Below are 26988 nucleotides of genomic sequence, written 5' to 3' on the forward strand. Positions count from 1 at the left end.
AGATTACACAGATAAAAAAGATTTCCTCGTCTGTGCACTCTTATGGCAAATTTTCTATTCCCGTTTTTATTTTTAAAATCAGTGCAGTCTGTGGTAGGCGTCACTCGTCACGAATCGCATCAATCGGCTTTACCGACATTGCACGATAAGCAGGAGCCAGTCCCGCAAGCAAGCCAAGGAAAAGCAAAAGGACACATGCCCCGACAGCTTCCCAAAAACTAATCAAGAAATGCGTGGGTGCATTCGGCTCGGAAGTTCCTACCTCGACCACATTCAGCAAGAAGACTGCAAAAGCAATTCCCGCCATACCGGCAAGGATGGTCAAAACCATGCTTTCCGAAAGAATCTGTTGCAGAATATCATTCGGTCGGGCACCGATGGCACGGCGGATACCTATTTCCACCGTACGTTCCTTTACCGTTACCATCATGATATTGCTCACACCGATGGCACCTGCAAGCAGGGTACCTAATCCTACCATCCATCCCAGGATACGGATACCCGAAAACAAATTGTCCATCATACTGAACATAGCCTCTGCATTCACCTGTATCATTGCCTGGCTGTCATCGGGATGAATGTAATGCGCACGTTTCACCACTTGTGCCACTTTCTTTTCCACCTCGCTGATAGAGTATCCCTTGCGGGCGGTATAACACAAGAGTTGCACCTTTTGCCCGAAGTTATAGTTTTGCTGCATCGTAGTGAAAGGGATAGTCACAGAAGTTTCCGAACGCCCGTTTATAGAAATATTCCCCGATGAAACACTTACTCCAATTACCTGATAATAGATGCCATTAATCTTGATGAACCTTCCACACGGATTCTCCTTACCGGGAAAAAGCGTTTCGTAGATACGTTTTCCTATGACACATACCCTGCGCCGGTCTTTCACATCCATGTCATTCAAGTATCGTCCGTAAGTAATCATCGGTTCCTCTATCTTGCCATATTCGGGATAAAGCCCTTTCAATGTTCCCGAAATTTTCTGCTCATTATAAATCACGTCCACTCCCCACTTTGCCAAGCTGGGAGTAATAATATCTACTTCGTTTACACTCCGGCGGACACGGTCTACATCACTATTTTCCAAGTCCCAGTACCGTCCTTGCTGGAATCCTTTATAAGCCTTGCTGGTCTTGTTCGCACCCATGAATCCTGAATTGGTGGCAAATCCTTCAAATTCCCGCGAAAGCATCTGCTGCATGCCTTGCGCTCCCCCCATCAGTGCAATGAGCATAAAAATCCCCCAAAAGATACCGAAAGCTGTCAGCAAACTGCGGGTTTTGTTACGGGTAATGGTAACCAATATCTCTTCCCAAACATCTAAATCGAACTGTTTCATAACTTAAATATTTCTCTTGTCAATGTACTAGTCTGCCCTCAATGCCTCTATCGGACGGATTTTTACAGCTTTCAATGCAGGAAAAAGTCCAGCTAATGTTCCTGCAATAATCAATGTCAAAGTAGCTTCAATGGCAATGGAAAGGTCGACCGTCGGATTTTCAAAGAAAGTCATTGAAAACACTCCCATATCCATGGTCTGCTTACCTGCCACCATGTTCATATACTCGGTCACCGCTATACCTGCTACCATGCCAAGGTATCCGAAAAAAGTCGTGATGGTCACACTTTCTGAAATAATCAGCCGGAGAATCGACAAAGGCTTTGCTCCCAACGCCTTACGAATACCGAACTCGTGCGTACGTTCGCGTACCGTTATCAGCATAATGTTGCTCACGCCCACAATGCCGCTTAATAAAGTAAAAATTCCGATTACCCAAATGGCTATATGCAAGATCTTTGTGGCAGTCTGCTGCTGAAGGTATTGCGTGAAGCGGTTCCATATCCAAATGGCACTGTCGTCAGACGGGTCGAATTGTTTCTGGCTTCCCAGCATACGGCGATAGTCGGCTTCGAAAGCATCATTGTCGGCTTCGTTTGTCAAGCCCTTGGTGGTAAACGTAATGTTGTCAATACTGTCTCCCTTACTGTACACTGTCTGTAAGGTAGTAAAAGGTACAAGCGCAGTAGGCGAGAAGCTATTCTGGTCCTTATAGACCCCGACTATCTGATAACTGACTCCGCTGGCATTGACGTATTTTCCTATTGCATGTCCTTGCGGAAAAAGCATTCCTACAGTCTTTTCATGGAGAATCATCACTTTGCGGCGTTCTGCCATATCGCGTTCGTTGATGAAACGCCCTTCTTTCAGTTTCATTGCTTCCAGTTCTGGATAATTGGGAAATACCCCATCCACCCCTATGCTTAAAAACTCTTTGCCATAGGTTAGAGTGACATCGCTCTGGCTCACCGTAGCCCCCGTAGCAATGACATGTTCGGGAAAAGCCGTAGCACTCAACTCCCGGTCACGGTTATCCAGTGAAATGCTTCTTCCTTCCTGCATGCCTTGAAACGGCTTTGAAGTATATCCCGGATAGATTTTCATCGAGTTCATTAGCATATCTTCCGATTGTCCTTCGAAGGCATGTATCAGTCCGTTGCCTGCACCCAGCAACACAATAAGCATAAATATCCCCCATGCCACCGAAAAGCCCGTCAGAGCCGTGCGCAATTTATTACGCATAATGGTGCCATATATTTCTTGTATTAAGTCTACCATAAGATTACTTATTTCATGAAACCATTTTGTCCGAAAGGTGAAGCGTTATGGTCAATGTTGTCTTCAATACGTTCAATGACGCCGTCTTTGATATGGATTATCTTGTTCGTCTGGTTGGCCACGCCACTCTCGTGCGTCACCACCACGATGGTCAGTCCCTCCCGGTCATGCAGGTCTTTCAAGATATTCATCACTTCCACCGAAGTCTTGCTGTCCAGTGCACCGGTAGGTTCATCAGCCAAAATAATCTGCGGCTTCGATATCAAAGCACGCGCAATGGCCACACGTTGCTTTTGCCCGCCCGAAAGTTCGTTGGGCATATGGTGTGCCCACTCTTTCAGTCCCAGCTTGTCGAGGTATTCCATAGCCAGTTCGTTCCGTTTCTTTCGGTTCACACCTTGGTAGAAAAGCGGTAGGGCCACGTTCTCCATGGCATTCTTGAACGAAATCAAGTTGAACGATTGAAAAATAAACCCGATCATCCGGTTGCGGTATTCGGCTGCACGCGTCTCGCTCAGATTTTTGATAAGCACATCATTCAGGTAATATTCACCCGAATCATAATTGTCAAGAATGCCCAATATATTTAATAAGGTGGATTTTCCCGAACCTGAAGCTCCCATAATAGAAACAAATTCTCCCTTCCCGATAGTCAAATCAATGCCTTTCAACACATGAAGCGGAGCTCCGTTGTGGTAAGTTTTATTGATATCCTTTAGTTGTATCATAATGTAAAACTTTGGTTTTTCTTTCGTTTTTATGCCCTTTAGACGTTGCTAAGATATAAAAAGTTACGCAACAGCTTAAATAAATTCATTAAAAATTTGCTCCGTTGTGCCCGATTGCTTACTTTTGTTCTCATAACTAACCTTTAAACGATTTAATGTCATGGCAACAAATATGGAAAAACCCTACGTAGTAGGTATGGACATCGGTGGAACAAACACCGTGTTCGGTATTGTTGATTCACGCGGAACCGTACTGGCTTCCGATTCTATCAAGACACACCAATTTGAAAAAGTAGAAGATTACGTCGATGCCGTATGCGAGCAGATGCGTCCGTTATTGGAACAATTCGGAGGTTCCGACAAAATCAAAGGGATGGGTGTAGGTGCGCCCAACGGCAATTATTATAGTGGCACTATCGAATTTGCGCCTAACCTGCCATGGAAAGGCATCATCCCCCTGGCTGCCATGTTTGAAGAACGTCTGGGTATTCCTACTGCCCTGACCAACGATGCCAATGCAGCTGCCATCGGTGAAATGACCTATGGAGCCGCACGCGGTATGAAAGACTTTATCATGATTACTTTAGGTACAGGCGTAGGAAGCGGTATTGTCATTAATGGACAACTGGTATACGGTCACGATGGATTCGCAGGCGAACTGGGTCACGTCATCGTAGACAAGGAAGGACGTATCTGCGGATGCGGCCGTAAAGGATGTCTGGAGACTTATTGTTCAGCAACCGGTGTGGCACGTACGGCACGCGAATTTCTGGTAGCACGTTCCGAGCCCAGCCTGCTGCGCAATGTCCCAGCCGAAGAAATCCAATCGAAAGACGTTTATGATGCAGCCGTAAAAGGCGACAAGCTGGCTCAAGATATTTTTGAGTTCACGGGCGACATATTGGGCCGTGCGCTGGCTAATTTCATTGCTTTCTCCAGCCCCGAAGCCATCATCCTGTTCGGAGGATTGGCCAAATCGGGCGATTACATCATGAAGCCTATCCAGAAAGCTATGGAAGACAATGTGCTGAACATCTTCAAAGGCAAAACAAAAATACTTCTTTCTCAACTGAAAGATGCTGATGCAGCCGTATTAGGCGCCAGCGCTTTGGGATGGGAAGTAAAAGAAAACTAACAAGTCGGTATAAACGACAAAAAACAATCAAAGCCGGATGGTACGTGATGTATCGTCCGGCTTTAATTTTAGATCCTTACAATTACAATTTATAGTAGAACAAAGCCTGTTTCCAGTGTCACGCAGGGTTGCAAATCAGCTTTTTCAATTACGCCGGATTACACATCCGGCATGACAAGCAAGACATTGGTCTTTTCGCAATATAACTGCATTGTTTGTAAGATTATTAATCTTACAGCGTGAAGATTAATAATCTTTCGGCATGAAGATTAATAATCTTACAAGCAAGGCAGCTATATCCGTCGTACGATGCAGCTATATTCATTCAGCCTCCCATGCAGTAGCATGTACCGGCGATATCAGTGTGTCTGGCTGAAGTACCAGCCGACGGGACTCCCCTCTGATTTGTACATCAGGCACAAATGCTTCAGCCTCCTCTTCCGTCATCAGTCCTTTGACCGCAAGACGCCGGGCAATGACACGATAATATCCCAACTGATTTTCACGCAATGTGGCATCAGGATTAAACACCGAACGGAAATGTTTCGGCCGTGGAATGATGGATGCCAGGAAAATAGCTTCACTGACCGTCAGCTCAGACGGTTCTTTTTCGAAATAAAAACGGCTTGCCTCGGCCGCCCCATATACCAACGGTCCCCATTCGATAATATTCAGATAAACTTCATACATACGTTCTTTCGAGGTGAGATGCTGCGACTCGATAAGCCAGACTATCAAGGCTTCTTCCAGCTTGCGTGCAATATTCTTATGGCGATTCAGAAAAACATTTTTTATCAGCTGCATCGTAATGGAACTGCCTCCACGGGCAAACCCTCCTTTTTGTAAATCATATGCCAATGCCTCTTGGATAGCACCGGGATAAAAGCCATCGTGATAATAAAAACTACCGTCCTCGGATTGCATCACTGCCATCTGAAGCAAAGGGGAAATGCACGAAAGCGGACGGAAATGAGGATTTGACGGGCCAATGGCAAATGTACGCACAGGGGTGTCGTGCTCGTAAGCCGTATACTCGAACTCCGTACTCATCCGTGACAAGTCGGTAGTCCCCATACGATGAATACGAAATCCGTGCCCACGAAGATTGGAAGAAAATTTCAAACTGTCAAGACAGTTGAAATCCACATCGGCATTCAGGTCATAACTCAATTCTCCTTCTACCTCCAAGCCCCGCAAATGACTGAACAGGGCAGAAGGAAGAGAAGCAAACAAATCTTGTGCCGGGAAAGAAGGACGATGAACAGATGCTGTGAAGTGCCATCTGTCGGTCTTGTCGGCACGCACGAAAGGATGAAACGAAAGGCGGTTGAAACGGACGGTAGTAGCACTATCCAACTCGAACGCACGTTCACCGACATGTACCATATATTCTACTTCTCCCTTGTCTAATCCAATCGTGTCGGGCGACAAAGCCTTGTGATGTATTTCCAGCCCACCCACTTCGGTATATCCGGTAAGAGTTTGATTGCCGGCCGAAAACGGTTCCTGTTTCATACTGAATGCCACTGAGTCGAATGCTACAAACGTCTGGTAATGCGGAAGAATATAAGGCACCACGATACGCTTTCCGGATTCAGCCGAAGCAATACTCCCTTCTATCAGGCGCGTCTTGCAGTCAAGTGTACCTGCTACTCGCCATTTCCCATTCATCTTCTCTTCCGATACTGCGATTTCAGAAACAAATTTCCGGTCTTCCAATACAAGGTCCGGAATCATAAAAACGGTCTGAAGTGAATCACGCTCACCCATAAACGTAGTGTGACGAAGCGTAGCATCTTCGGGGAGCAAACGAAACAATGCTCCCAACGCTTGTTCTACCCGCCTGGCATAACCGATAGGAACAACATCTTCTGTTTCCTGCCCACGCGGCTCCTGTGGTATACGCTGAAAGAACAAATCGTAATTCGATTTACCTCCGCATTTGACAAACCGGCACGTCAAGCCATCGGTATGCATGCTTTTTACCGACAAATTTCCCTGCAACAAAGGTAAGAGTTCGAGCTCAACTTCTGCCGAACGGAGTTTTAACAACGTATCCCGATGCAAAGGAACCACACTTACCCCTTCTACCCGGACCGTAGCAAGTGAAGGCATCTTTAACGAAGCATACGCTATCCGAAGTCCATAACGGTCCGAATAAGTTTCTATCTTTCCCTTCACCACATGACGCAGCAAAGTGCCACGGAACAAAAAAAGTCCTGCTCCCGAAAATATCGCGAGCAAGACTATCACTATACCGATTCGCTTCAATATCATCATATTCTGGGTATCTTGTCAACTAATCACCCACAAAAATACATCATCCTCAGGTTCTGTGCAAGAGTCTGTTGCCTCTTTCTTTTGAGACATTCCGTTCCGGACGTTCCGGACGCGGACGTGTCTGTGGTTTACGGTTCGGATGTACAGGCTTGGCTATCGGATGTTTGCCGGGTTTATCCGTCCGTGATGGTTTTACATTCGGATGCCGGGGATGTGGTTTAGCCGGATGAGAAGGCCGGATGTCCGGACGATGCGCAGGTCTGTGGGGCTTCTCCGGACTCATTGCCGGATGCGGAGGACGATGCGCAGGGGTAAAATGATAACCGGGTCCAGAGGATGGACGCCTTGCCATAAAATCGTGCTTCCTATTATCGGGACGACAACGGAAATCTCCTCGATATATCGCATGATGGTACACCCTTGGGTAACGTTTCTGATAAAAACTTCTTCCGCCACAATGGTGCCGGCTATGTGCCCCACAATAAGTCAAGTAGTGTGCCGGACGGTCGAAATAAAAGAACGTACGATTGGGGTACATTTTGTAAATACGCAGATAACAGATATTGTTCATCGCATAAACCGGACGGAAAAAATAATCCAATGCCATAAACCGCACATACTCGGCACTGGACAAAATCCAGCGCAAGTCATCGTTCCGTTCGTCCAGATAACGATAATAAGCATCAAGCGCATATGACTCCGAACGTGCCATAGCGGCTACATACGGGTCGACGCAATGAAAAAAGTCGTAATTGACCTCGTACAGGTCGTTGTACTGTGTTTGGGTCAAATTCAGTTCAAACGCCATCCGGTCGGTAAGGAAGCGGGCATTGATGCGGATATCCCCCAATCCGGAAGCCATGGCCGATGATGTCAGGCAACAGATGACAAGGAGCAGGCTCCATATACATTTTTTTGTCTTCATATGGGTAACGGTTTAAATTTCTTGATACAAAAATAGGAGGATAAAATTCCTCCTGCAACAGAAAGTCCCCACACATTGGTAGGGACTTTCCTATTTGTGATAGGGATTTCAGGCAATTGGTAACCCGCGATATGCCGCTTCCAGTTGTTTCATCGCCCGTTCTACTACAGCACGTGGACAGCCTACGTTCATCCGCATGAAACCAATGCCTTCTTTGCCGAACATTTCTCCATCGTTCAATGCCAGCCCAGCCTTTTCTACAAAAAAAGCATTCAATTCTTTTTGCGGTAAACCAAGTTCCCGGCAATCCAGCCAAATTAAGTAGGATGCCATCGGACGCATAGCCTTTATCTTGGGCATATGCGTTTTCAGACATTCGTCTACATAATCGATATTACCTTGGATATAGGCGATACATTGTTCCAGCCACTCCGTGCCGTGCGAATAGGCTGCCTCTACTGCAAGGAAAGCAAAAACGTGTCCCATATCCAGTTCGCCTGCCTCCACGTAAGTATGAAAACGGTTCAATAATTCCTTATTATATATGATGACATGCGAAGCCGCCAAGCCCGGCATATTAAAAGCCTTACTTGGAGCCATAAACGTAACCGAATGTTCACGGGCTTCTTCCGAAATAAGTGCAAAAGGCACATGCTTGTAGGGAGGAAGCGTAAGGTCGGCATGTATCTCATCAGAGAATACCAGTACATTGTTTTCGGCACAGATAGCCGCTATGGCTTCCAGTTCCTTACGTGTCCATACCACGCCTCCCGGGTTATGAGGATTGCATAAGATAAATACTTTTATGTCTTTCGCCAACCGGCGAAACAGTTCCAAGTCCATCCGGTAATGCCCGTCTTTCAATACCAGCGGACACGTAATCAATTCGCGCCGGTTACGGGTCACCAGCCAGGCAAAAGGATGATAGACAGGAGGCATAATCAACACTTTATCGCCCGGACGGGTAAAGGCATTGAGTGCCATCCCCAGCCCTGGTACAATACCTGGTACATAATGAAGCTGGCTTTGTTTCACCTCCATACCATAGCGTGCCTTCACCCAACGGATAATAGCCTGATAATAACTGTCCGGTTTTGCGGTATATCCTAACACCGGACACTCACAACGCCGGCGTATGGCATCAACTACAAAAGAAGGAGTAGCAAAATCCATATCTGCCACCCACATCGGAATTAAATCACTTCTTCCCCAAATTGCTCTCATGCCGTCTATCTTCTCGGCATCCGTGCCGCGACGGTCTATTTGTTCATCAAAATTATAAATCATACGGTATATGTTAGGTATCAGCCATTATAAAGACTAGAAATCAAACGTTAGGAAAGTTCGTTTGCCGATTGGTCAGACACCGATATCAATCAGTGTCAAATCTTCCCCGAAAACAGCTCACAAAGGTAGCCGATTCTGATTATCTCCAAAATTATTTCAAGAAAAAGTTCATAAATTGTTTGTTTTTTAAAGAAAAGTATTACATTTGCACCCGTAAAGCTAACAAACTAACAAAACAAACGTATGAAAACATTTGCTACATACTTCTTCTTTTTCTTTTATTACTTTTACTTTAGCAATGAAGTGAAGCGGGAGTTTGTATGCATACGTTAAACGATAACAAACAAGAGAGAAAACCAAACTAAAAAATGATACGAAATCCCGCTTCCGAAACGAAGACGGGATTTTTTTATTTAAAGCATTTTGAAAATGAAAAAAGTAGCCATACAAGGAGTCTTGGGCTCGTATCACGACATTGCGGCCCACAAATACTTTAAGGATGAAACCATCGAACTGATTTGTTGCAACACATTCGAAGAAGTGTTTGCCGAAATGAAGCAAGACGACAGCGTCCTCGGAGTGGTGGCAATCGAAAATACCATTGCGGGTAGCCTGCTCCATAACTATGAATTGCTTCGTGATAGCGGAGCCACCATCATAGGCGAACACAAATTGCGCATCAGCCACAGCATTATGTGCCTGCCCGGCGAAGACTGGGGCACACTGACCGAAGTCAACTCGCATCCTGTAGCACTGGCACAATGCCGTGACTTCTTGCAGCACCATCCGCAACTGAAGGTAGTAGAAACCGAAGACACCGCAGCCAGTGCACGAGACATCAAAGAAAAAGGGCTGAAAGGTCATGCTGCCATTTGTTCGAAATATGCTGCCGAACTCTATGGCATGAAAATCCTGCAAGAAGGTATCGAAACTAATAAACACAACTTCACCCGCTTTCTCGTGGTATGCGACCCTTGGATAGCCGATGATTTACGCGAACGCCCGAAGCTGAACAAGTCGAGTATCGTTTTCTCTCTTCCCCATAACGAAGGAAGCCTCTCGCAAGTTTTGTCTATCTTCTCGTTCTATAAAATCAACCTGACCAAGATACAGTCGCTGCCCATCATCGGACGCGAATGGGAATACATGTTCTACGTCGATGTAATGTTCACCGACTATCTGAGATATAAACAAGCTATTGATGCCGTAACCCCGCTTACCAAAGCACTTAAAATATTAGGAGAATATGCAGAAGGAGAATCAACTTTATAACATCCAGCCTGCCGACCGGCTGGCGAATGTAAGCGAATATTATTTCAGCCGCAAGCTGAAAGAAGTGGCACGCATGAATGCCGAAGGAAAAGACGTCATCAGCCTGGGCATCGGAAGCCCTGACATGCCGCCTTCGGAAGAAACCATCAACGTGTTGTGCGAGAACGCCAAGAAACCCGACGCGCACGGCTATCAGCCTACCGTGGGCATCCCTGAATTGCGCCGTGCCATGGCAGACTGGTACAAGCGCTGGTACGATGTAGACCTGAATCCGGATACCGAAATCCAGCCGCTTATCGGCTCGAAGGAAGGCATCCTGCACGTGACACTGGCTTTGGTGAATCCGGGCGATCAGGTATTGGTACCCAATCCGGGTTATCCTACCTATACATCCCTGAACAAGATACTGGGAAGCGAAATCGTCAACTATACACTCAGAGAAGATAATCACTGGCAACCTGACTTCGACGAACTGGAACGGATGGACCTGAGCCGCGTGAAGATTATGTGGACCAATTATCCGAACATGCCCACCGGAGCCAATGCCACCTTGGAACTGTATCAAAAGCTGGTAGACTTCGCACGCCGGCACAACATCGTGATAGTAAACGACAACCCGTACAGCTTCATCCTGAACCGCAAGCCCATCAGCATCCTGAACATTGAAGGGGCGAAAGAGTGCTGCATCGAGTTCAACTCGATGAGCAAAAGCCACAACATGCCGGGCTGGCGTGTAGGTATGATTGCCACAAACGCCACATTCATCCAATGGATACTGAAGATAAAGAGCAACATCGACTCGGGCACGTTCCGCCCCTTGCAGCTTGCCGCAGCGCAAGCATACCGGAACAGCGCGGAATGGCACGAGGAAGCCAACTATAACGTATATCATCGCCGCCGGAAGCTGGCAGAGGAAATCATGCACGCCTTGGGCTGCACGTTCGACCCCGAGCAGGTAGGCATGTTCCTATGGGGGAAAATCCCCGACACGTATGCCGATGTGGAAGACCTGACCGAAAAGGTATTGCACGAAGCCCGTGTATTCATCACCCCCGGATTCATCTTCGGAAGCAACGGCAAGCGGTATATTCGCATCTCGCTCTGCGCCAAAGACGAGAAGCTGGCGGAAGCGCTCAAACGGATTCAAGCAATCATGTAATCAGATATGAAACGCAGATTAACGCAGATTTTCACAGATAATAATTTAAAGTTCTGCATTTTCTGTAACAATAAAAATCTGCGATAATCTGCGTTTTAGCAAATTTAACTTACGAACTCAAAAAACTCAAAAGATATGGAACTCGAATTACAACCCATCGAACTGGAAGGCGTATCGAAAGAACGTCCCGTTGTCATTGCAGGCCCCTGCAGTGCAGAAACAGAAGAACAAGTGATGTCAACCGCAACCCAACTTGCCAACAAAGGAGTCAAAATCTTCCGTGCAGGCATCTGGAAACCACGCACCAAACCCGGAGGCTTCGAAGGAATCGGCGTGGAAGGGCTGGCTTGGCTGAAGAACGTGAAGAAGGAAACCGGCATGTATGTAGCTACCGAAGTGGCTACTGCCAAACACGTGTACGAATGCCTGAAAGCCGGCATCGATATCCTGTGGATTGGCGCACGCACCTCGGCAAACCCCTTTGCCGTACAGGAGATAGCCGATGCTCTGAAAGGCGTGGATATCCCGGTATTGGTAAAGAACCCTGTTAATCCTGACTTGGAGTTATGGATTGGCGCACTGGAACGCATCAACGCCGCAGGGCTGAAACGTCTGGCAGCTATCCACCGCGGCTTTTCTTCGTACGACAAGAAAATCTACCGCAACTTGCCTCAATGGCATATCCCCATCGAATTGCGCCGCCGCATCCCGGCTCTGCCCATCCTGTGCGACCCGAGCCACATCGGAGGCAAACGTGAACTGATTGCCCCGCTCTGCCAGCAGGCCATGGACTTAGGTTTTGACGGACTCATCGTAGAATCGCACTGCAATCCGGACAGCGCCTGGAGCGACGCTTCGCAGCAAGTCACGCCCGATGTACTCGACTACATCCTCAACCTGCTGGTCATCCGTAAGGAGCACCAGACCACCGAAAGCCTGCACGAATTGCGCCAGCAGATAGACGAGTGCGACAATAACCTGATGGAGATTTTGGCAAAACGCATGCGTGTATGCCGCGAAATCGGTACGTTCAAGAAGGAACACAACATGACCGTGCTCCAAACCGGACGCTACAACGAAATACTCGACAAGCGCGGAGCGCAGGGAAGCCTCTGCGGCATGGATCCCGAATTCGTAAAGACCGTATTCGAAGCCATCCACGAAGAAAGCGTGCGCCAGCAACTGGAAATCATTAATAAATAATGTATTTCAGTGAATAATTAATAATGAATAATGAATCATGAAAAACGAGTACATCATTAGACACTATTAATTATTCACTATTAATTATTAATTAAAAAAGATGAAGATTCTGATATTGGGAGCCGGTAAAATGGGCTCCTTCTTTACCGATGTATTGAGCTTTGAGCACGAAGTGGCTGTATTCGAAACCGACCCGAAGCGGTTGCGCTTCATGTACAATTGCTACCGGTTTACGAAAGAAGAAGAAATCGAGGCTTTCCGTCCCGAACTGGTCATCAACGCCGTAACCGTAAAATACACCCTTCAAGCCTTCAACCAGGTAATGCCGTTCTTGCCCAAGGATTGCATCATCAGCGATATCGCTTCGGTCAAGACCGACCTGCAGGCGTTCTACGAGCAATGCGGATTCCGTTATGTATCTACCCACCCGATGTTCGGACCGACCTTTGCCAACTTAGACCAACTGAGTTCGGAGAACGCCATCATCATCAAGGAAGGCGACCATCTGGGCAAGATATTCTTTAAAGACCTGTATCAACGCCTGGGCTTGAACATCTTCGAATATACGTTCGAGGAGCACGACGAGACCATGGCATACTCGCTTTCCATCCCGTTTGTGTCTACTTTCGCCTTTGCGGCGGTGATGAAGCACCAGGATGCGCCGGGCACCACATTCAAACGCCACATGGCTATCGCCAAAGGCGTATTGAGCGAAGACGATTACCTGTTACAGGAAATCTTGTTCAACCCCCGCACCCCAGCACACGTGGAAGGCATCCGCACCGAACTGAACGAGCTGCTGGACATCATCAGCAAAAAAGACGCCGGGAGGATGCGTGCCTATCTGGAAAAGATTCGAGGACATATAAAGTAATGTGGGAATGTGAAAATAAAGAATGTGCTAATATAAGAATGTGCAAATGTGCCAATTTCCGTATTAGCACATTTGCACATTTATACATTGTTTGAATTATCAGAAAATATAGCCTACCGAAATAGCAAAACTCATGTTCTTTGGAGAAATTTTATCACCATCTTCATCAATTACGTCACCATTAAATGGACAAATAAATCCGTTCTGTCCCGTTAAATTAATCAGATAGCGGTCTGCCAATTCAAAACCAATTCCGTATTGCAATCCAAGATCAAAGCGATTCATTATTGCATCACGTCCATCTTCTCCCGAAAAAAGTTTAGTATCTTCTCCACTATCCCAATGTTCCTTATTCTTTCCACCAAGCCCGATAGCAAGATAAGGACCTGCGTTTACAACAAATTTAACATTATCTGTAATGTTTGTTTTCCAAGCTCCCATCAGCGGTATTTCCAAATAAACAGGACGATACGTATCCTTGTATCCATCCTCTTTATATTTCCATCCTTTGGAAGAAAACATCACCCCCGACTTAAACGACCACATATCCGTGATGCTGTAATCCATACCGATACCTAAATTAAAGCCAGGCAATGCTTTCGAATCGTCCATCTTCGTCATGTTACTGAAGTTCACGCCAAACTGGGCATCCCAACGTACTTGTGAAAAACCAACCAAGGCAATCATTCCGAACAATACGGTTAACACTAACTTTTTCATAGCTCTTTTCTTTTTAAGTCATGGCCCTTCCCTTAACAGACCGAAACTCATTTATAATCTCTTTTGCCGGAAAGCGAAGGGATGGCTCCCTTTAGATAAGAACAGAAAGCCCACTTCCAGCAAATTAAACTAAGACAAAGTTAGAAAATTTTACGGAATATACAAACTTTTCCAAACATAGAGTCTGCCTAAAAGCCTTTTTTAATAACCATCGTAACATAAAACGATACTATCCGGAACAAATTAAGGACTATAATTTAACTTTCTTCTTCACCGCCTTCGATTCGTTCTGCAAGCGGTCGAGGGCAGTCACTACATAGCGGTATTTTGTCTTCCCGTCCTCATACGGAAGCTTATAGAAGCAATCGCGCGTAATGGCTACGATGTGCGAAGGGTCTTTCAGGTTGACATCTTCCTTATTCCCGAAGCGGTATACCACGTATTGCACCGCCTCATCCATCACGTCTTTGGCTTTCGGAGCCGTCCAGAACAGAATGTATCCGTCTTCGGTCCATACTGGTTTCACCTTGCGCACCTTTTTCGGAGCCTTGTCGTCCATAAACGGATAACGGGGCTGGAGGGCAGGATATTTGTGATAAACCTTTTCCAGCATGTCGCGATAATTACCCGGATTGTCCACCACAGCGGCGGCATACCACTGGCAACTTCCTCCGATGGCAGGAAGCGAGCGCTGCAACTGATACTTTGCCGGCATCTGGTTCAGACGAGGATTCTTTATATCAGCATTCGAAACCGTACGCATTACGTCTTGACCGATATACAACGGACGTGCAGCCGAATGCTTCGCCCACCAGCGCACCAAGGTGTCATAGTCTGCCGCCGGATGCCCGATTTCCCAATATACCTGCGGGATGTTGTAATCCACCCAGCCGTTGTTCACCCACAACAGTACATCGGCATACAGGTCATCGTAGTTCTGAAGCCCGTTCGTATTGCTTCCGTTCGGGTCTGATTTCTTGTTGCGGTAGATACCGAAAGGCGATACGCCGAACTTCACCCACGGCTTGCACTGGCGTACGGTCTCGTGAATCTCTTTTATCAATACGTTCACATTATCGCGCCTCCAGTCTGCCTTGTTTGTAAAGCCCCTTCCATATGCCGCAAAGCTGACGTTATCCGGAAAGTCCATGCCGTTCACCGGATAGGGATAGAAATAATCGTCCATGTGGATGGCGTCTATGTCGTAACGCGAGACAATATCGCGCACAATGCGGCAAATGTACTTGCGCGACTCGGGTTGTCCGGGGTCGAAATACAACTGACCCGCATAGCGTACGAAAAGATTGGGATATTTATTATAGGGATGAAGCGGAGAAAGCGCCGTCGTGCCCTTGGTCTGTGCCCGGTACGGATTAATCCACGCATGAAGTTCCATGCCCCGCTTGTGGCACTCGTCTATCATGAATTGCAAAGGGTCCCACACCGGAGCGGGTGCCTGGCCCTGTACACCGGTCAGGAAGCGGCTCCACGGTTCGTATGATGAACGATAAAGTGCATCGCACTCTGCCCGTACCTGAAAGATAATGGCGTTGATGCCCGCCTCCTTCAGCTTGTCAAGTTGGTTCACCAATACAGTCTGCATGGTCCGTGCAGGCATCCCCTGAAACTGTCCGTTTACACATTGTATCCATGCTCCGCGGAACTCACGCTTCGGATAAGCATTCTGTGCCGTCATCGCCTGCCAGAAGCACAGGCAGAAGAGGCAAGCCGCCAAGAAAAATTTCGCTTTCATTATTGTCTTTTCGTTTCAATGTTTTTAGTCGGGGAACAAAGATAAAGAAACTCTCCCAAATACGGATGGATTTCGGAAAAATAATACTCCGCAATATAGCTGCATCGTTTGTAAGATTATTAATCTTACAGCGTGAAGATTAATAATCTTTCGGCGTGAAGATTAATAATCTTACAAATAAGGCGGCCATGCGGATTGTCGGACTAAGTTTTCGACTAAAAAATGACTAATAAATATTGCCGCCCGTGGAAACAAACTGTTAAAGTACCTTTTCTCCAAGTGGCTGAGACCCATGAAAAAAGATACTCCAGCCATTCTCTAATGGTTGGAGTATCACAACACAAAAACTAAACTAGACTTAACTAAACTATTCAATAAGAAGTTTCACAACTTCTGTTGTTATTATGTACACGGCAAATATAAGCCTTATATTTAGAAGCGGCAAACTTATCAAAAGAAAAACGCACTTATAGGGCGTTAAAGAAGATTAAAAACGAGAACAAGTTTAAACAATATGTTCGTTAACATAGTTTTGGAGCTCTTGCTTATAACTATCAGAGATCGGAATGTAATCTTTTCCGAAGACAATGCGTCCTTTGTCGATTATTTTTATTTTCTGCTTTTGGACGATAAATGAGCGGTGAACCCGTATGAACTGGCTTGCCGGCAGCTTTTCTTCCATGGCTCTCATGCTGATGAGTGACAGGATGGGTTTGTCTGTTCCTTCTACATGGATTTTAATGTAGTCTTTCAAGCCTTCGATGTATAAAATCTTGCTTAGTTCTATTTGTATCAGTTTGTAATCGCTTTTTACATAAATGTATTTTTCGGCTTGTGCAGAAGAGAAAGCAGTTTCGGCTTTTTGTTGGAGTTCGAACCAGTGGATGGCTTTGTTGACAGCTTCCATGAAGTCGGCATAGCTGATGGGTTTCAGTAGGTAGTCGAGTGCATTTACCCGATAGCCGTCGATGGCATATTGATTGAATGCCGTGGTGAAGATGATGCGGGTAGTATCGGATACCATACGTGAAAATTCCAGTCCGTTCAGATCGGGCATTTGGATGTCGAGAAACAAAAGGTCGACCGGATGTTCGGGCAATGACTTCATTGCCTGGATGGCACTTGAGTATGTACCGCATAGAGTCAGTACAGGGGTCTTTTTTACATAACTTTCCAGCAGTCCTAATGCCAGAGGTTCATCGTCGATGATAGCGCAACGTAAGTTCATGTTAGTTTCTATTTTTAGAGTTATACAGAGTGAAATGGCCGGATGCTGATAGAGGACAGATATTCTTTGCCATCGTGTGACACGTGTCGTTCCCATTGGTAACGTCCGGGATAAATCAGCTCCAGGCGTTTGCTTACCTGTTCCAGCCCGATGCCAGACCCGCTTTTGTCTGTACGGGTTTTCGGGTAATTGCTGTTGCGTATGGTACAGCATATTTCTTCATCTGTTTCTGTGATGGTGATGGAGATGAAGCTGGGATGGGTAGGAGATATGCCGTGCTTGAATGCATTTTCTATTAAGGAAATGAAAATGAGCGGTGCAATGGGAGTCTGGCTTTCCGGCTTGATGTGGAATTCGGTTTCTATCGTTACCTGTGGGGAAACACGTATGCGCATCAGTTCAATGTAATTCCGGATGAAGTCGATTTCCTTTATTAGCGGTACGAACATTTGCTGATTGTCGTAGAGCACATATCGCAGTAGTTTGCTCAGTTCCTGTACAGCTTGTTGGGCCTTGTCTGTATCGAAGGCAATCAGGGCATAGATATTATTTAAGGTGTTCAGCAGGAAGTGAGGATTCAGTTGGTTGCGGAGGTTTTTCAGTTCGGCTTCGGTGCGGCTTTTTACCGCTTCTTGCCGTTCGGCTTCAGCTTGGCTCCAACGGATGCTCATGCGGATGGCAACACTCAGTCCTGTTGAGAAGATGAGGCCTGCCATGTCGCGAAGATAAAAGATGTATTGTGGAGGAATCGGGCGGTTCAAGTCGGGAGGAGGTGGTGCAATCAAGTTATTCAGGTAACGTTGTCCCAAGGTCATGATAGCGATGATGACAAAGTTGGTCAACAGGAACTGTTTGGAACGTTCCCGGAAGAGAAGATAGGGTATTAACAGAAAATAGTTGAGGTAAAAGATGAAGAATGCCGAGGTGGGGAAGATGCTGTGGTGCATGAATTCTTTCCAGTTGATTGTGCCGTTGGTGCGTTGGGCGAAGAAAATCGGGAAAGCGAAAAAAAGTCCCCAGCAGATAATATGTATCAGTATCTCCAAGGTTCGGCGGGGTATGTCGGTGGTTTGTTTCATGGTGCTTTTGTAATTAAATGAACAAAGATGATGGGCAAGATTTCGAAAAATCCGGCTGCCGGGATGAACTCCTTGGGCAGCCGGATAAAGAAACCAAAGTTATGAAGAACAAAGTTATTTTAGACGAACTTTCACAAGCTCGGGCTAAAATCAAAATAAATGAATCACTCGTAGCGTAAAGCCTCTATCGGGTCAAGGTCGGCGGCTTTCTTTGCCGGATACCAACCAAAAAATACACCTGTCAACGTGCAGACCGCGAACGAGAGCAGTACGCTCCACGGTTGGATGAACACGGGCCAGTGGGCTACCGTCTTGATGACAAAGCTGGCTCCGCATCCCAATATGACACCAATCAGTCCTCCTGTGATGCTGATGAGAACGGATTCGATGAGAAATTGCGAAAGAATGTCTATGCCTCGTGCGCCGACCGACATGCGCAGGCCGATTTCGCGGGTGCGTTCGGTTACCGACACATACATGATATTCATGATTCCGATACCTCCTACTACCAGTGAAATACCGGCAATACAGGCAAGCAGGGTGGTCATCAGGTCAGTAGTGGTATTCAGCATCGAACTGAGTTCCTGCTGGGTACGGATGGTAAAGTCGTCATCGTCGGTGCTTTTCAGCTTGTGTTCGCGGCGCAAGACAGTAGTGATTTCGTCTACTGCTTCTTGGGTCATGTCTTCGGTCAGTGCAGAAGCAAATATGCCGCTCAAGTAGGTTTGTGCCAGCAAGCGTTTCATTACGGTGGTGTAAGGTGACAGTACGATATCGTCCTGGTCTTGTCCCATCGAGTTATATCCTTTTGATTTCAAGACGCCGATAACGCGGAGCGGAATCTTGTTGCAACGGATGATTTTACCAATGGGGTCCGTTCCGTCGGGAAACAGGTTGTCTACTATGGTCTTCCCTATGATGCAGACTTTTGCAGCTGTCCGTATGTCGTTGTCGCTGAATGCTTCGCCTTGTTCTACCGTGAGTTGACGTATTTCTAAATAATCATTGCTACATCCTGTTACAGAAGACGGGTAGTTGTTCGAACCGGCGATGAGTTGTCCCGATGAAGATACATTGGGGCTGATGGCGGCAAGATAGATGCATTCGTCACGCAGTTTTTCGTAGTTTTCCAGTTTCAGTGTCTGCATGGCTGATGGGTCTTGACGTACGCCGCCGCGCATTTCGGCTCCGGGATGAATCATGATCATGTTCGAACCCATTTCCGAAATCTGCTGCTGGATATTTCGTTTCGAACCTTGTCCGATGGCAAGCATGGCAATTACCGATGCCACACCGATGATAATGCCCAGCATGGTGAGGAAAGCACGGAGCTTGTTGTTTGCCAATGCCCGAAGCGCTATTTTGAATAGGTTTGTTCCGTTCATTTTTATAAATTCTTTCTCGTGTTTACTTTGTTTTAAACTCGTTTATGGGCTTGTCGGAAATATTTTTTATACTTCCAGACATGTGCCTGGACACGGACTTTTATGCTTTCGTAGCCCGAAACTATTGGCGAAAATCGTTTGTTTATGCATCATCATCGTTTTTGGGTAGTGCAGCAAGTGCCTCGGCTGCTGATAGGACGCGTTGATTTATGGTGTCTTCTATTACGTGTCCGTCGCGCAGGCGGATGTTGCGGCTACTGTATTGCGACAAGTCCGGGTTATGCGTGACAAAGATGATGGTTCGTCCTTCCGCGTGTAGTTTCTGAAACAGCACCAGGATTTCGAAGGATGTCCGAGTGTCAAGGTTACCGGTTGCTTCATCAGCGAGGATGACTGCCGGATTGTTGACCAAGGCGCGTGCTATAGCTACTCGTTGCATTTGTCCGCCTGACATCTGGTTCGATTTGTGCTCCAGACGGTCTCCCAGTCCTACGGCAATCAATGCTTCCACGGCTCTTCTTTTTCGTTCGGCTGCACTTACCGCGGGATTATACATCAGCGGAAGTTCCACGTTAGCGACTGCAGTCGTTTTCGGAAGCAGGTTGTAGTTTTGGAATACAAACCCGATTTTCCGGTTGCGCAGAATGGCACGTTGTGATTTACTCATTGTGCGCACTGAAATTCCGTCCAGATAATATTCGCCACTGGTGGGTGTGTCAAGGCATCCCAAGGTATTCAGCAAGGTTGATTTGCCGGAGCCGGATGTCCCCATGATGGTAACAAACTCTCCTTCACATATCTTGAACGAAATACCGCGCAATGCGTGGACAATTTCATCTCCCACCACAAAGTTACGCTTAATATTTTGTAATTCAATGACTGTTTTGCTCATTTTTTGAAAGAATTACGTTGCATCCGTTTATTTTTTGTCTTTTTTCTTGTCACTTCCCGGAGGCCCTGGCATAAACGGGCTGCGTTCGCCGCCTTCACTGCTTCCGTTCATTTCGGGCATTTCACTTTTTACGGTGGCTTCGGTTACTACTTCCGTGCCTTCGTCAATGCCTTCCACTTCTGTGTATGCACCGTCGCTGATGCCGGTTTTTACCGGATGTGCTACGAATGTGTTGTTTTCTAACGTCCATACTTTGTGTTCGCCGGCACAGTCTTGGATGGCACGTCCTCCTGCAATATCCTTATTCGGAGTGAAGCGCAAGGCTTTGGCAGGAACGGTCAGCACGTTGTCGTGTGTCAAGGTGTAAATAGTGACATTGGCGGTGAGGCGTGGCTTCAGTTTCAAGTCGGGATTGTCGGCTGTGATAACAACTTCGTAGGTCACTACCGTTGATTCGCTGCTAGATGATGAAGAACTGCTGGAACTGCTGTTCACGCTGCCCAGGCGTACTTGTTTCACTTTTCCCTCGAATACATCGTTGGGGTAGGCGTCGACGGTGAAGGTAACTCGTGCGCTGTCTGCTACTCCTGCAATGTCTGCTTCATCCACATCGGCTACTACCTGCATTTGGGTCAGGTCTGCAGCAATGGTAAAAAGAGTGGGGGTCTCGAATCCGGAAGCTACGGTTTGTCCTTCTTCTACATCTTTGCTGGTGACTATTCCGTTTATCGGTGATGTGATGGTGGCATACGATAAGTTTCTTTCGGCTTTTGCCAGTTCGGCTTCTGCTTGCTCGTAGCTGCTTGCGGCACGTTGATAGTCGTAAGTGGATAGTTCGTAGTCGGTATCGCTGATCAGTTGCTTTTCATGCAAGGTCTTGTTGCGTTCATACAGTTTTTTTTGGTATTCGTATTCGGCTTTTGCACCGTTATAAGTAGCTTGTGCTGATTGTAAATCACTTAGAAGTGTAACCTTGTCCATTTCAGCGATGATTTCTCCTTGCTTGACTATCGAGTTGTAGTCTACATAGATCTTGTCAATAATGCCGGATACTTGCGTACCCACTTCTACTTCAGTGACTGGCTCAATGGTTCCTGTAGCCGTGATAGAGTTGCTGACACTGCCTGTCCGTGTTTTTTCGGTTACGAAATCGACTTGGCTATTGGCTTTCGTTCCGCTTAAGGTCCAGCATACTGCAATAATCACTACGATGGCGATTGCCGCTATAATCCATGTTTTTTTCTTCTTCATATTGCTTGTTTTTTATAGTTCGATATTGTTTCCTGCATAAAAGTTCAGAAGTGTCCGGTTAAGTATCGCCATGTATTTGGCTTGTACCAATTGCTGTTTGGCACTTAGCAGGTTGTTTTTCTCTGTGAGTAGTTCCACGGTATTTTTCATGCCCAAATTGAATTGTTCGTTTACCATGTCGAAGCTGGTTTGGCTGCTTTTCACTTTGGTTTCGGCAGCAACATATTGCTGTTGTGCATTTAAGGCATCCAACCACAGCCCCTCAATGGTACTGTATAGTTCTTTTTGTTTGTTTATCAAGTCTAGTTGGCTGGTGTTGTACTGTAAACGTGCTTTCTGTACGTTACTTTTGTTTTGGCGATTGTCGAAAATAGGAATGCTGAGACTGATTCCTATCATGTTATTCCAGCCGTATTTCATTTGTTGCGCCCAGTTGTTTGTGCTGGCACTGTTGGTCGTACTCGAACTGGATGCTGACAGGCTGATGGTAGGATAGTAACCTGCCTTGGCGGCCGATATGCCTAGTTTGGCGTTTTCTATGCTTAGCCTGCTGCTTTGGATTTCAGGACGTATTGCCATGGCTGCTTGGTAGACATCGGTTTGACTGGGCAACATTTTCAGAATGTTTTCCTCATTCAGTTCGGGGAGGACCAGGTTGAATTCTTCACTACCGTCCAGTTCCAGTAATTGTTTCAGTTGCAGTTTATAGTTTCTCCACGTACTTTCTGCAGTGACAAGTTGGTATTGGTCATCGCTTACTTGAGCTTCCAGTTGTGCCAGATCGGCTTTCGAAAGGCTTCCTTCGGCAAACAGTTCTTGTCCTCGTTTGTAGGTGGCTTTGCTTACTTCCAATGTGCTTCTGTTTATTTGGATAGATTCATCAGCATAAAGAATCTGGATGAAAAGTTGTGTTATCTGTTCTTGCAAGGTGTTTTCGGTTTCTGAGACGGTCAGGCGGGCAATGTCGCGGTTGGTTTTCTGTTGTTTCAGATTATTTAGTCTCTGTCCTCCATTCCACAGCGTCCATTGTGCATTTAGGCTGTAATTGCCGTTGTATGTGGTCTTTTCGTCGCTGCTGATAATTTCTGTTCCGCTAACCGTGTTGCTTTGTTCTTGGTAAGGCCGGTTTACCACGTTGTGTCCTGTGCTGAATGACAGACTTGGGAATAGGCTGGCGCGTGCATCCTTGATGTCTATTTCGCTTTCTTGTAGCGAAATCTTGTTTTGTTGCAATTGGATGTTTTTTTCAAGTGCATAGTTTATGCATTCTTGCAGTGTCCATTCTTTTCCGTTCGAGTTTTCTTGTGCGTAAAGAGGAAGGGCAGCTGATAGAATCGTATATATGCAAGCCGTTCGTAGTTTCATAAATGTTATTTGTTTGGTTTTGATGTATGCAAATGTATGAATCACTGGGAAAAGGAACAAATGATATAGATTAACGGATAAATTCTACGGATAAAGACTTGCATTTTACCGATAAAAGGTTTTTCTTTGTAATCATTATAAAACTATATTATGATTAAAAGACAGATTCTTCGAGTTTGGACGTTTTATCGGGATGGTTTTCGTTCGATGACCATAGGGCGCACATTGTGGGTGTTGATTCTGATAAAACTTTTCATTATGTTCTTTATTCTGAAGTTGTTTTTTTTCCCGTCGTTCTTGAAAGGGAAGAGTCCCGAGGAAAAGCAGGATTATGTCGGGATGGAACTGGTGAACCGTTCGGTGGATAATTCATTAACTAAATAAGATAGACGTATGTTAGCAAGTATTGACACCTCGATGATTGACTGGTCAAGAGCACAGTTTGCCTTGACCGCCATGTATCATTGGCTGTTTGTGCCCCTCACATTGGGATTGGCTGTGATAATGGGATTGATGGAAACCCTGTATGTCATTTCAGGGAATGAGTTTTGGAAGCGGACAGCCAAATTCTGGATGAAGCTGTTTGGAATTAATTTTGCGGTGGGAGTGGCTACCGGATTGATTTTGGAATTCCAGTTTGGTACTAACTGGAGTAATTATTCTTGGTTTGTAGGAGATATCTTCGGGGCTCCATTGGCGATAGAAGGTATTGTGGCGTTTTTTATGGAGGCTACATTTGTGGCTGTTATGTTTTTCGGATGGAACAAGGTCAGTAAGAAATTTCACTTGGCTTCTACCTGGCTTACGGGATTGGGAGCAACTTTTTCGGCATGGTGGATTTTGGTGGCAAACTCATGGATGCAATATCCGGTAGGCATGGCTTTCAACCCGGATACGGTGCGGAATGAGATGGTTGATTTCGTGGCTGTTGCTTTTTCGCCAGTAGCAGTGACTAAGTTTTTTCATACCGTCCTTAGCAGTTGGATGTTAGGAGCAGTGTTTGTGATTGGAGTCAGTGCCTGGTTTTTGTTGCGCAAACGGGAAAAAGAGTTTGCCATTGCAAGTATGAAGGTGGCTGCTGTAGTTGGTCTGTTTGCTTCGTTGGTAACGGCGATGACTGGAGATAAGTCGGCATATCAAGTGGCTCAATGCCAACCGATGAAGCTGGCTGCTATGGAAGCTTTGTATGATGGAGGCACACGCGAACCTTTGACGGTGGTGGGCGATATCAAGATTCCATTGATGTTGTCTTATCTGGCTACGCATGATTTTGACGGTTATGTGCCGGGTATTAACAATATACTTTTGGGAGGATATGCTTTGCCAGACAGTACAAAAGCGCTTTCGGTCGTGGAGAAAATGAAGAACGGGAAAAAGGCCATAGCTGCCTTGTCGGATTATCGTGAAGCGAAGCAGGAAGGTGACCAAGTTGCAATGGAAGCGGCACGTCAGGTCATTGATAAGAATATGAAGTATTTCGGTTACGGGTATATTGATGACCCTAACGATCTGGTACCTAATGTCTGGCTTTCGTTTTGGGCTTTCCGCGTAATGGTAGGACTGGGAATGTATTTCATTGCTTTTTTTGCGTTGATATTGTTTCTTGCGTGGAAACGGAAGTTGTCGAAAGTAAATTGGTTGCATTATGTTGCTTTGGCAAGCATTCCGTTGGCTTATCTTGCCGGTCAGGCGGGATGGATTGTGGCCGAAGTCGGTCGCCAGCCTTGGACAATTCAAGATTTGCTTCCGGTAAATGCGGCCATATCCAGATTGGAAACTGGTTCGGTCCAGACTACTTTCTTTATATTTTTGATACTTTTTACGGTATTGTTGATTGCTGAAATCGGCATCATGCTGAAAGCTATTCAAAAGGGACCCGAAGAGGCATGAATGCATAGTTAAACGGATTAACTCATAAAAATAATTCATTATGGATTCTACATATCTATTCTTACAAAATTATTGGTGGTTCTTGGTTTCGTTGTTGGGAGCCCTGTTGGTATTTTTACTGTTCGTCCAGGGAGGAAATTCTTTGTTGTTCCGGTTGGGACGTACTGATGAAGAGCGTACGTTGCTGGTCAACTCTACCGGACGTAAGTGGGAGTTTACTTTTACTACATTAGTGACTTTTGGGGGAGCGTTTTTTGCTTCATTTCCTTTGTTTTATAGTACGAGTTTCGGGGGAGCATACTGGTTATGGATGATTATTTTGTTCAGCTTCGTTTTACAAGCTGTTTCGTATGAATTCCAATCGAAATTAGGCAATCTGTTGGGGAAGCGCGCTTATCAATATTTCTTGGTTATTAATGGAGTGGTGGGACCGGTGTTGCTGGGAGCAGCTGTGGCTACTTTCTTCAATGGTTCGAATTTTATTGTCGATAAAGCAAACATGACCGATAATATGATGCCGGTTATTAGCCATTGGGCGAATGGATGGCATGGATTGGATGCATTTGGTGATCCTTGGAACATTATTTTGGGCTTGGCGGTGTTCTTTTTGGCACGTTTGTTGGGTAATTTGTATTTTATCAACAATATCCGTGATGAAAAGCTGATACCGCGTTGTCGTCGTCAGTTGATTACAGATGCTGTTCCTTTTCTGATTTTCTTTTTGGCATTTGTAATTCGCACATTATTGAAAGATGGGTTTGCGGTGGATCCTGTAACTCAAATTATTGTGATGGAGCCGTTTAAATATTGGCATAATTTGCTGGCAATGCCTGTGCTTTTCGGCTTGTTCTTGGTAGGTGTGGTAAGTGTGTTGTTGGGTTTGATTAGGAGTATTTTGTCACAAACCTACACCAAAGGTATTTGGTTTGCAGGTGTCGGTACAGTATTGACTGTATTGGCTTTACTGTTGAGCGTAGGATATAACCATACGGCATATTATCCTTCTACCGCTGATTTGCAAAGTTCATTAACTTTAGCAAATAGCTGTTCCAGCCAGTTTACACTAAAAACGATGGCTTATGTTTCAATTTTGGTCCCGTTTGTATTGGCTTATATCATATATGCCTGGAGAGCGATAGATCGAAAACCAATTACTTCCGATGAACTGAAGGAGGATGGTCATGCTTATTGATAGGTGGGATGAATTATGCATCAACTATAATTTTATATCTGCAATTAGAAGCTGTTTTGAATTTATCGTGCGCTGATTTGGGATGAGTTTTTGAGGCATTTTCGCTTCTGTGATGAGGAAGATAGCGGGCTATCTGACGAAGAACAGGAGCGAAAAGGGCCAAAAAATCGCCCAAAGCACACACGAAAACGGATACATCAAGCCAAGAAAAACTTTTTGGAGAAATTCAAAACAGCTTCTTAGTTAATCTGGCTGAGTTGGAAACGCAGTAGTACTGCATTTGCCGATGAAGTATATATTCATAGGCCGATGCAGTATATATTCAACCGCGTATGCAGTATATATTCATTTTTCAGGGGTATGTATTGGTTGTTTGCGGACATTCATTTGGTTTTATATTACGATGCATCTAATTTCGTTGAAGAGAACAAATAGTTGCATTAACGCCGGTGCTGTATTTGATATTGCATCGGCGTCAATGTTTATAATCTTGTTTTTTCTTTGCTCTTTTCATGCTCGGTTTTCTGTTGTTATATATAATAAGGAGTATTGTTATTCTTACTAAGTTTTTTCCAGGTGTAAATATTCCCCTATATATCTGTGAATATCAGTATTTTGCATATTTCACATGAAAAAAATTTCAAAAAAAGTTCTCCAGTTACTTGCAGTTTCGGTAAAAAGGCGTACCTTTGCACTCGCTTTCCGAAAGGGACGCCACCTGAAAAGGTTGTGTAAGTCCCTGGTGAG

The 26988-nt window shown here is 45.6% G+C and carries 24 protein-coding genes; 10 read left to right on the forward strand and 14 right to left on the reverse strand.

What is annotated here, in order from left to right; all coding sequences use genetic code 11:
* Nucleotides 1–100: 100 nt before the first annotated feature.
* From B5F71_RS07110 to B5F71_RS07120, 3 genes are read right to left on the reverse strand one after another with little or no spacing between them, the layout of a single operon-like run.
* Entirely contained in the window at nt 101–1345 is a 1245-nt protein-coding gene (locus B5F71_RS07110; protein ID WP_022039060.1) for an ABC transporter permease, read from the reverse strand.
* Nucleotides 1346–1372: 27 nt separating this feature from the next.
* Nucleotides 1373–2623: an ABC transporter permease gene (locus tag B5F71_RS07115; protein WP_022039061.1), complete on the reverse strand. Its 1251-nt coding sequence runs from the start codon at nt 2621–2623 to the stop codon at nt 1373–1375.
* Nucleotides 2624–2631: 8 nt separating this feature from the next.
* Nucleotides 2632–3351: an ABC transporter ATP-binding protein gene (locus tag B5F71_RS07120; RefSeq protein ID WP_022039062.1), complete on the reverse strand. Its 720-nt coding sequence runs from the start codon at nt 3349–3351 to the stop codon at nt 2632–2634.
* A 160-nt stretch (nt 3352–3511) separates the two neighbouring features.
* Between B5F71_RS07120 and B5F71_RS07125 the strand changes: the two genes are divergently transcribed.
* Nucleotides 3512–4486, forward strand: a complete 975-nt coding sequence (locus B5F71_RS07125; protein ID WP_087208768.1) for an ROK family protein — start codon at nt 3512–3514, stop codon at nt 4484–4486.
* Nucleotides 4487–4807: 321 nt separating this feature from the next.
* On the opposite strand, the gene B5F71_RS07130 is transcribed toward B5F71_RS07125, so the two are convergent.
* The 3 genes from B5F71_RS07130 to B5F71_RS07140 all read right to left on the reverse strand — a co-directional run bounded on the left by B5F71_RS07130 (nt 4808) and on the right by B5F71_RS07140 (nt 8978).
* Complete coding sequence (locus B5F71_RS07130; RefSeq protein WP_087208770.1) at nt 4808–6766, reverse strand: biosynthetic peptidoglycan transglycosylase; 1959 nt, start codon at nt 6764–6766, stop codon at nt 4808–4810.
* A gap of 46 nt (nt 6767–6812) precedes the next feature.
* A complete protein-coding gene (locus tag B5F71_RS07135) occupies nt 6813–7691 on the reverse strand; it encodes a hypothetical protein (protein ID WP_087208773.1) in 879 nt (292 codons plus the stop codon).
* Nucleotides 7692–7799: 108 nt separating this feature from the next.
* Entirely contained in the window at nt 7800–8978 is a 1179-nt protein-coding gene (locus B5F71_RS07140) for a PatB family C-S lyase (protein WP_087208775.1), read from the reverse strand.
* A gap of 429 nt (nt 8979–9407) precedes the next feature.
* Between B5F71_RS07140 and B5F71_RS07145 the strand changes: the two genes are divergently transcribed.
* From B5F71_RS07145 to B5F71_RS07160, 4 genes are all read left to right on the forward strand, one after another.
* Complete coding sequence (locus B5F71_RS07145; RefSeq protein ID WP_022039590.1) at nt 9408–10250, forward strand: prephenate dehydratase; 843 nt, start codon at nt 9408–9410, stop codon at nt 10248–10250.
* Nucleotides 10225–11409 (forward strand): aminotransferase class I/II-fold pyridoxal phosphate-dependent enzyme, encoded by a 1185-nt coding sequence (locus tag B5F71_RS07150; RefSeq protein ID WP_087208777.1) that lies wholly within the window; start codon nt 10225–10227, stop codon nt 11407–11409. Before B5F71_RS07145 ends, B5F71_RS07150 begins: the two co-directional genes overlap by 26 nt.
* Nucleotides 11410–11544: 135 nt before the next feature.
* Nucleotides 11545–12612, forward strand: coding sequence for a bifunctional 3-deoxy-7-phosphoheptulonate synthase/chorismate mutase type II (locus B5F71_RS07155; protein ID WP_022039592.1), 1068 nt, complete (start codon nt 11545–11547; stop codon nt 12610–12612).
* 100 nt (nt 12613–12712) lie between these two features.
* Nucleotides 12713–13486: a prephenate dehydrogenase/arogenate dehydrogenase family protein gene (locus B5F71_RS07160; RefSeq protein WP_022039593.1), complete on the forward strand. Its 774-nt coding sequence runs from the start codon at nt 12713–12715 to the stop codon at nt 13484–13486.
* A 99-nt stretch (nt 13487–13585) separates the two neighbouring features.
* Here the strand turns inward: B5F71_RS07160 and B5F71_RS07165 are convergent, their stop codons facing one another.
* From B5F71_RS07165 to B5F71_RS07180, 4 genes are all read right to left on the reverse strand, one after another.
* Complete coding sequence (locus B5F71_RS07165; RefSeq protein ID WP_022039594.1) at nt 13586–14206, reverse strand: porin family protein; 621 nt, start codon at nt 14204–14206, stop codon at nt 13586–13588.
* A 250-nt stretch (nt 14207–14456) separates the two neighbouring features.
* Nucleotides 14457–15959, reverse strand: coding sequence for a family 10 glycosylhydrolase (locus tag B5F71_RS07170; protein ID WP_087208779.1), 1503 nt, complete (start codon nt 15957–15959; stop codon nt 14457–14459).
* A gap of 505 nt (nt 15960–16464) precedes the next feature.
* Nucleotides 16465–17187, reverse strand: a complete 723-nt coding sequence (locus tag B5F71_RS07175; protein WP_022039596.1) for a LytTR family DNA-binding domain-containing protein — start codon at nt 17185–17187, stop codon at nt 16465–16467.
* 20 nt (nt 17188–17207) lie between these two features.
* A complete protein-coding gene (locus B5F71_RS07180; protein WP_087208781.1) occupies nt 17208–18266 on the reverse strand; it encodes a histidine kinase in 1059 nt (352 codons plus the stop codon).
* Nucleotides 18267–18283: 17 nt separating this feature from the next.
* On the opposite strand from B5F71_RS07180, the gene B5F71_RS20195 reads away from it, so the two are divergent.
* Entirely contained in the window at nt 18284–18445 is a 162-nt protein-coding gene (locus tag B5F71_RS20195) for a hypothetical protein (protein WP_158098053.1), read from the forward strand.
* Here the strand turns inward: B5F71_RS20195 and B5F71_RS07185 are convergent.
* From B5F71_RS07185 to B5F71_RS07200, 4 genes are all read right to left on the reverse strand, one after another.
* Entirely contained in the window at nt 18431–19651 is a 1221-nt protein-coding gene (locus B5F71_RS07185) for an ABC transporter permease (RefSeq protein ID WP_087208783.1), read from the reverse strand. The two genes, B5F71_RS20195 and B5F71_RS07185, sit on opposite strands and share 15 nt — an antisense overlap.
* Nucleotides 19652–19793: 142 nt before the next feature.
* Complete coding sequence (locus tag B5F71_RS07190) at nt 19794–20543, reverse strand: ABC transporter ATP-binding protein (protein WP_022039599.1); 750 nt, start codon at nt 20541–20543, stop codon at nt 19794–19796.
* Between the two features lie 27 nt (nt 20544–20570).
* Entirely contained in the window at nt 20571–21794 is a 1224-nt protein-coding gene (locus B5F71_RS07195) for an efflux RND transporter periplasmic adaptor subunit (protein ID WP_087208785.1), read from the reverse strand.
* 12 nt (nt 21795–21806) lie between these two features.
* Nucleotides 21807–23159 (reverse strand): TolC family protein, encoded by a 1353-nt coding sequence (locus tag B5F71_RS07200; RefSeq protein WP_022039601.1) that lies wholly within the window; start codon nt 23157–23159, stop codon nt 21807–21809.
* A gap of 150 nt (nt 23160–23309) precedes the next feature.
* Here B5F71_RS07200 and B5F71_RS07205 point away from each other — a divergent pair, with 150 nt between their 5' ends.
* The 4 genes from B5F71_RS07205 to B5F71_RS20200 all read left to right on the forward strand — a co-directional run bounded on the left by B5F71_RS07205 (nt 23310) and on the right by B5F71_RS20200 (nt 26484).
* Nucleotides 23310–23543 (forward strand): DUF4492 domain-containing protein, encoded by a 234-nt coding sequence (locus B5F71_RS07205; RefSeq protein WP_022039602.1) that lies wholly within the window; start codon nt 23310–23312, stop codon nt 23541–23543.
* Nucleotides 23544–23552: 9 nt separating this feature from the next.
* Nucleotides 23553–25049: a cytochrome ubiquinol oxidase subunit I gene (locus B5F71_RS07210; RefSeq protein ID WP_087208787.1), complete on the forward strand. Its 1497-nt coding sequence runs from the start codon at nt 23553–23555 to the stop codon at nt 25047–25049.
* A 40-nt stretch (nt 25050–25089) separates the two neighbouring features.
* Nucleotides 25090–26241: a cytochrome d ubiquinol oxidase subunit II gene (gene cydB, locus B5F71_RS07215; RefSeq protein WP_022039604.1), complete on the forward strand. Its 1152-nt coding sequence runs from the start codon at nt 25090–25092 to the stop codon at nt 26239–26241.
* Between the two features lie 90 nt (nt 26242–26331).
* Entirely contained in the window at nt 26332–26484 is a 153-nt protein-coding gene (locus tag B5F71_RS20200) for a hypothetical protein (protein ID WP_158098054.1), read from the forward strand.
* Nucleotides 26485–26988: the final 504 nt, after the last annotated feature.

The organism is Bacteroides sp. An269, assembly GCF_002159755.1.
Lineage (GTDB): Bacteria > Bacteroidota > Bacteroidia > Bacteroidales > Bacteroidaceae > Phocaeicola > Phocaeicola intestinalis.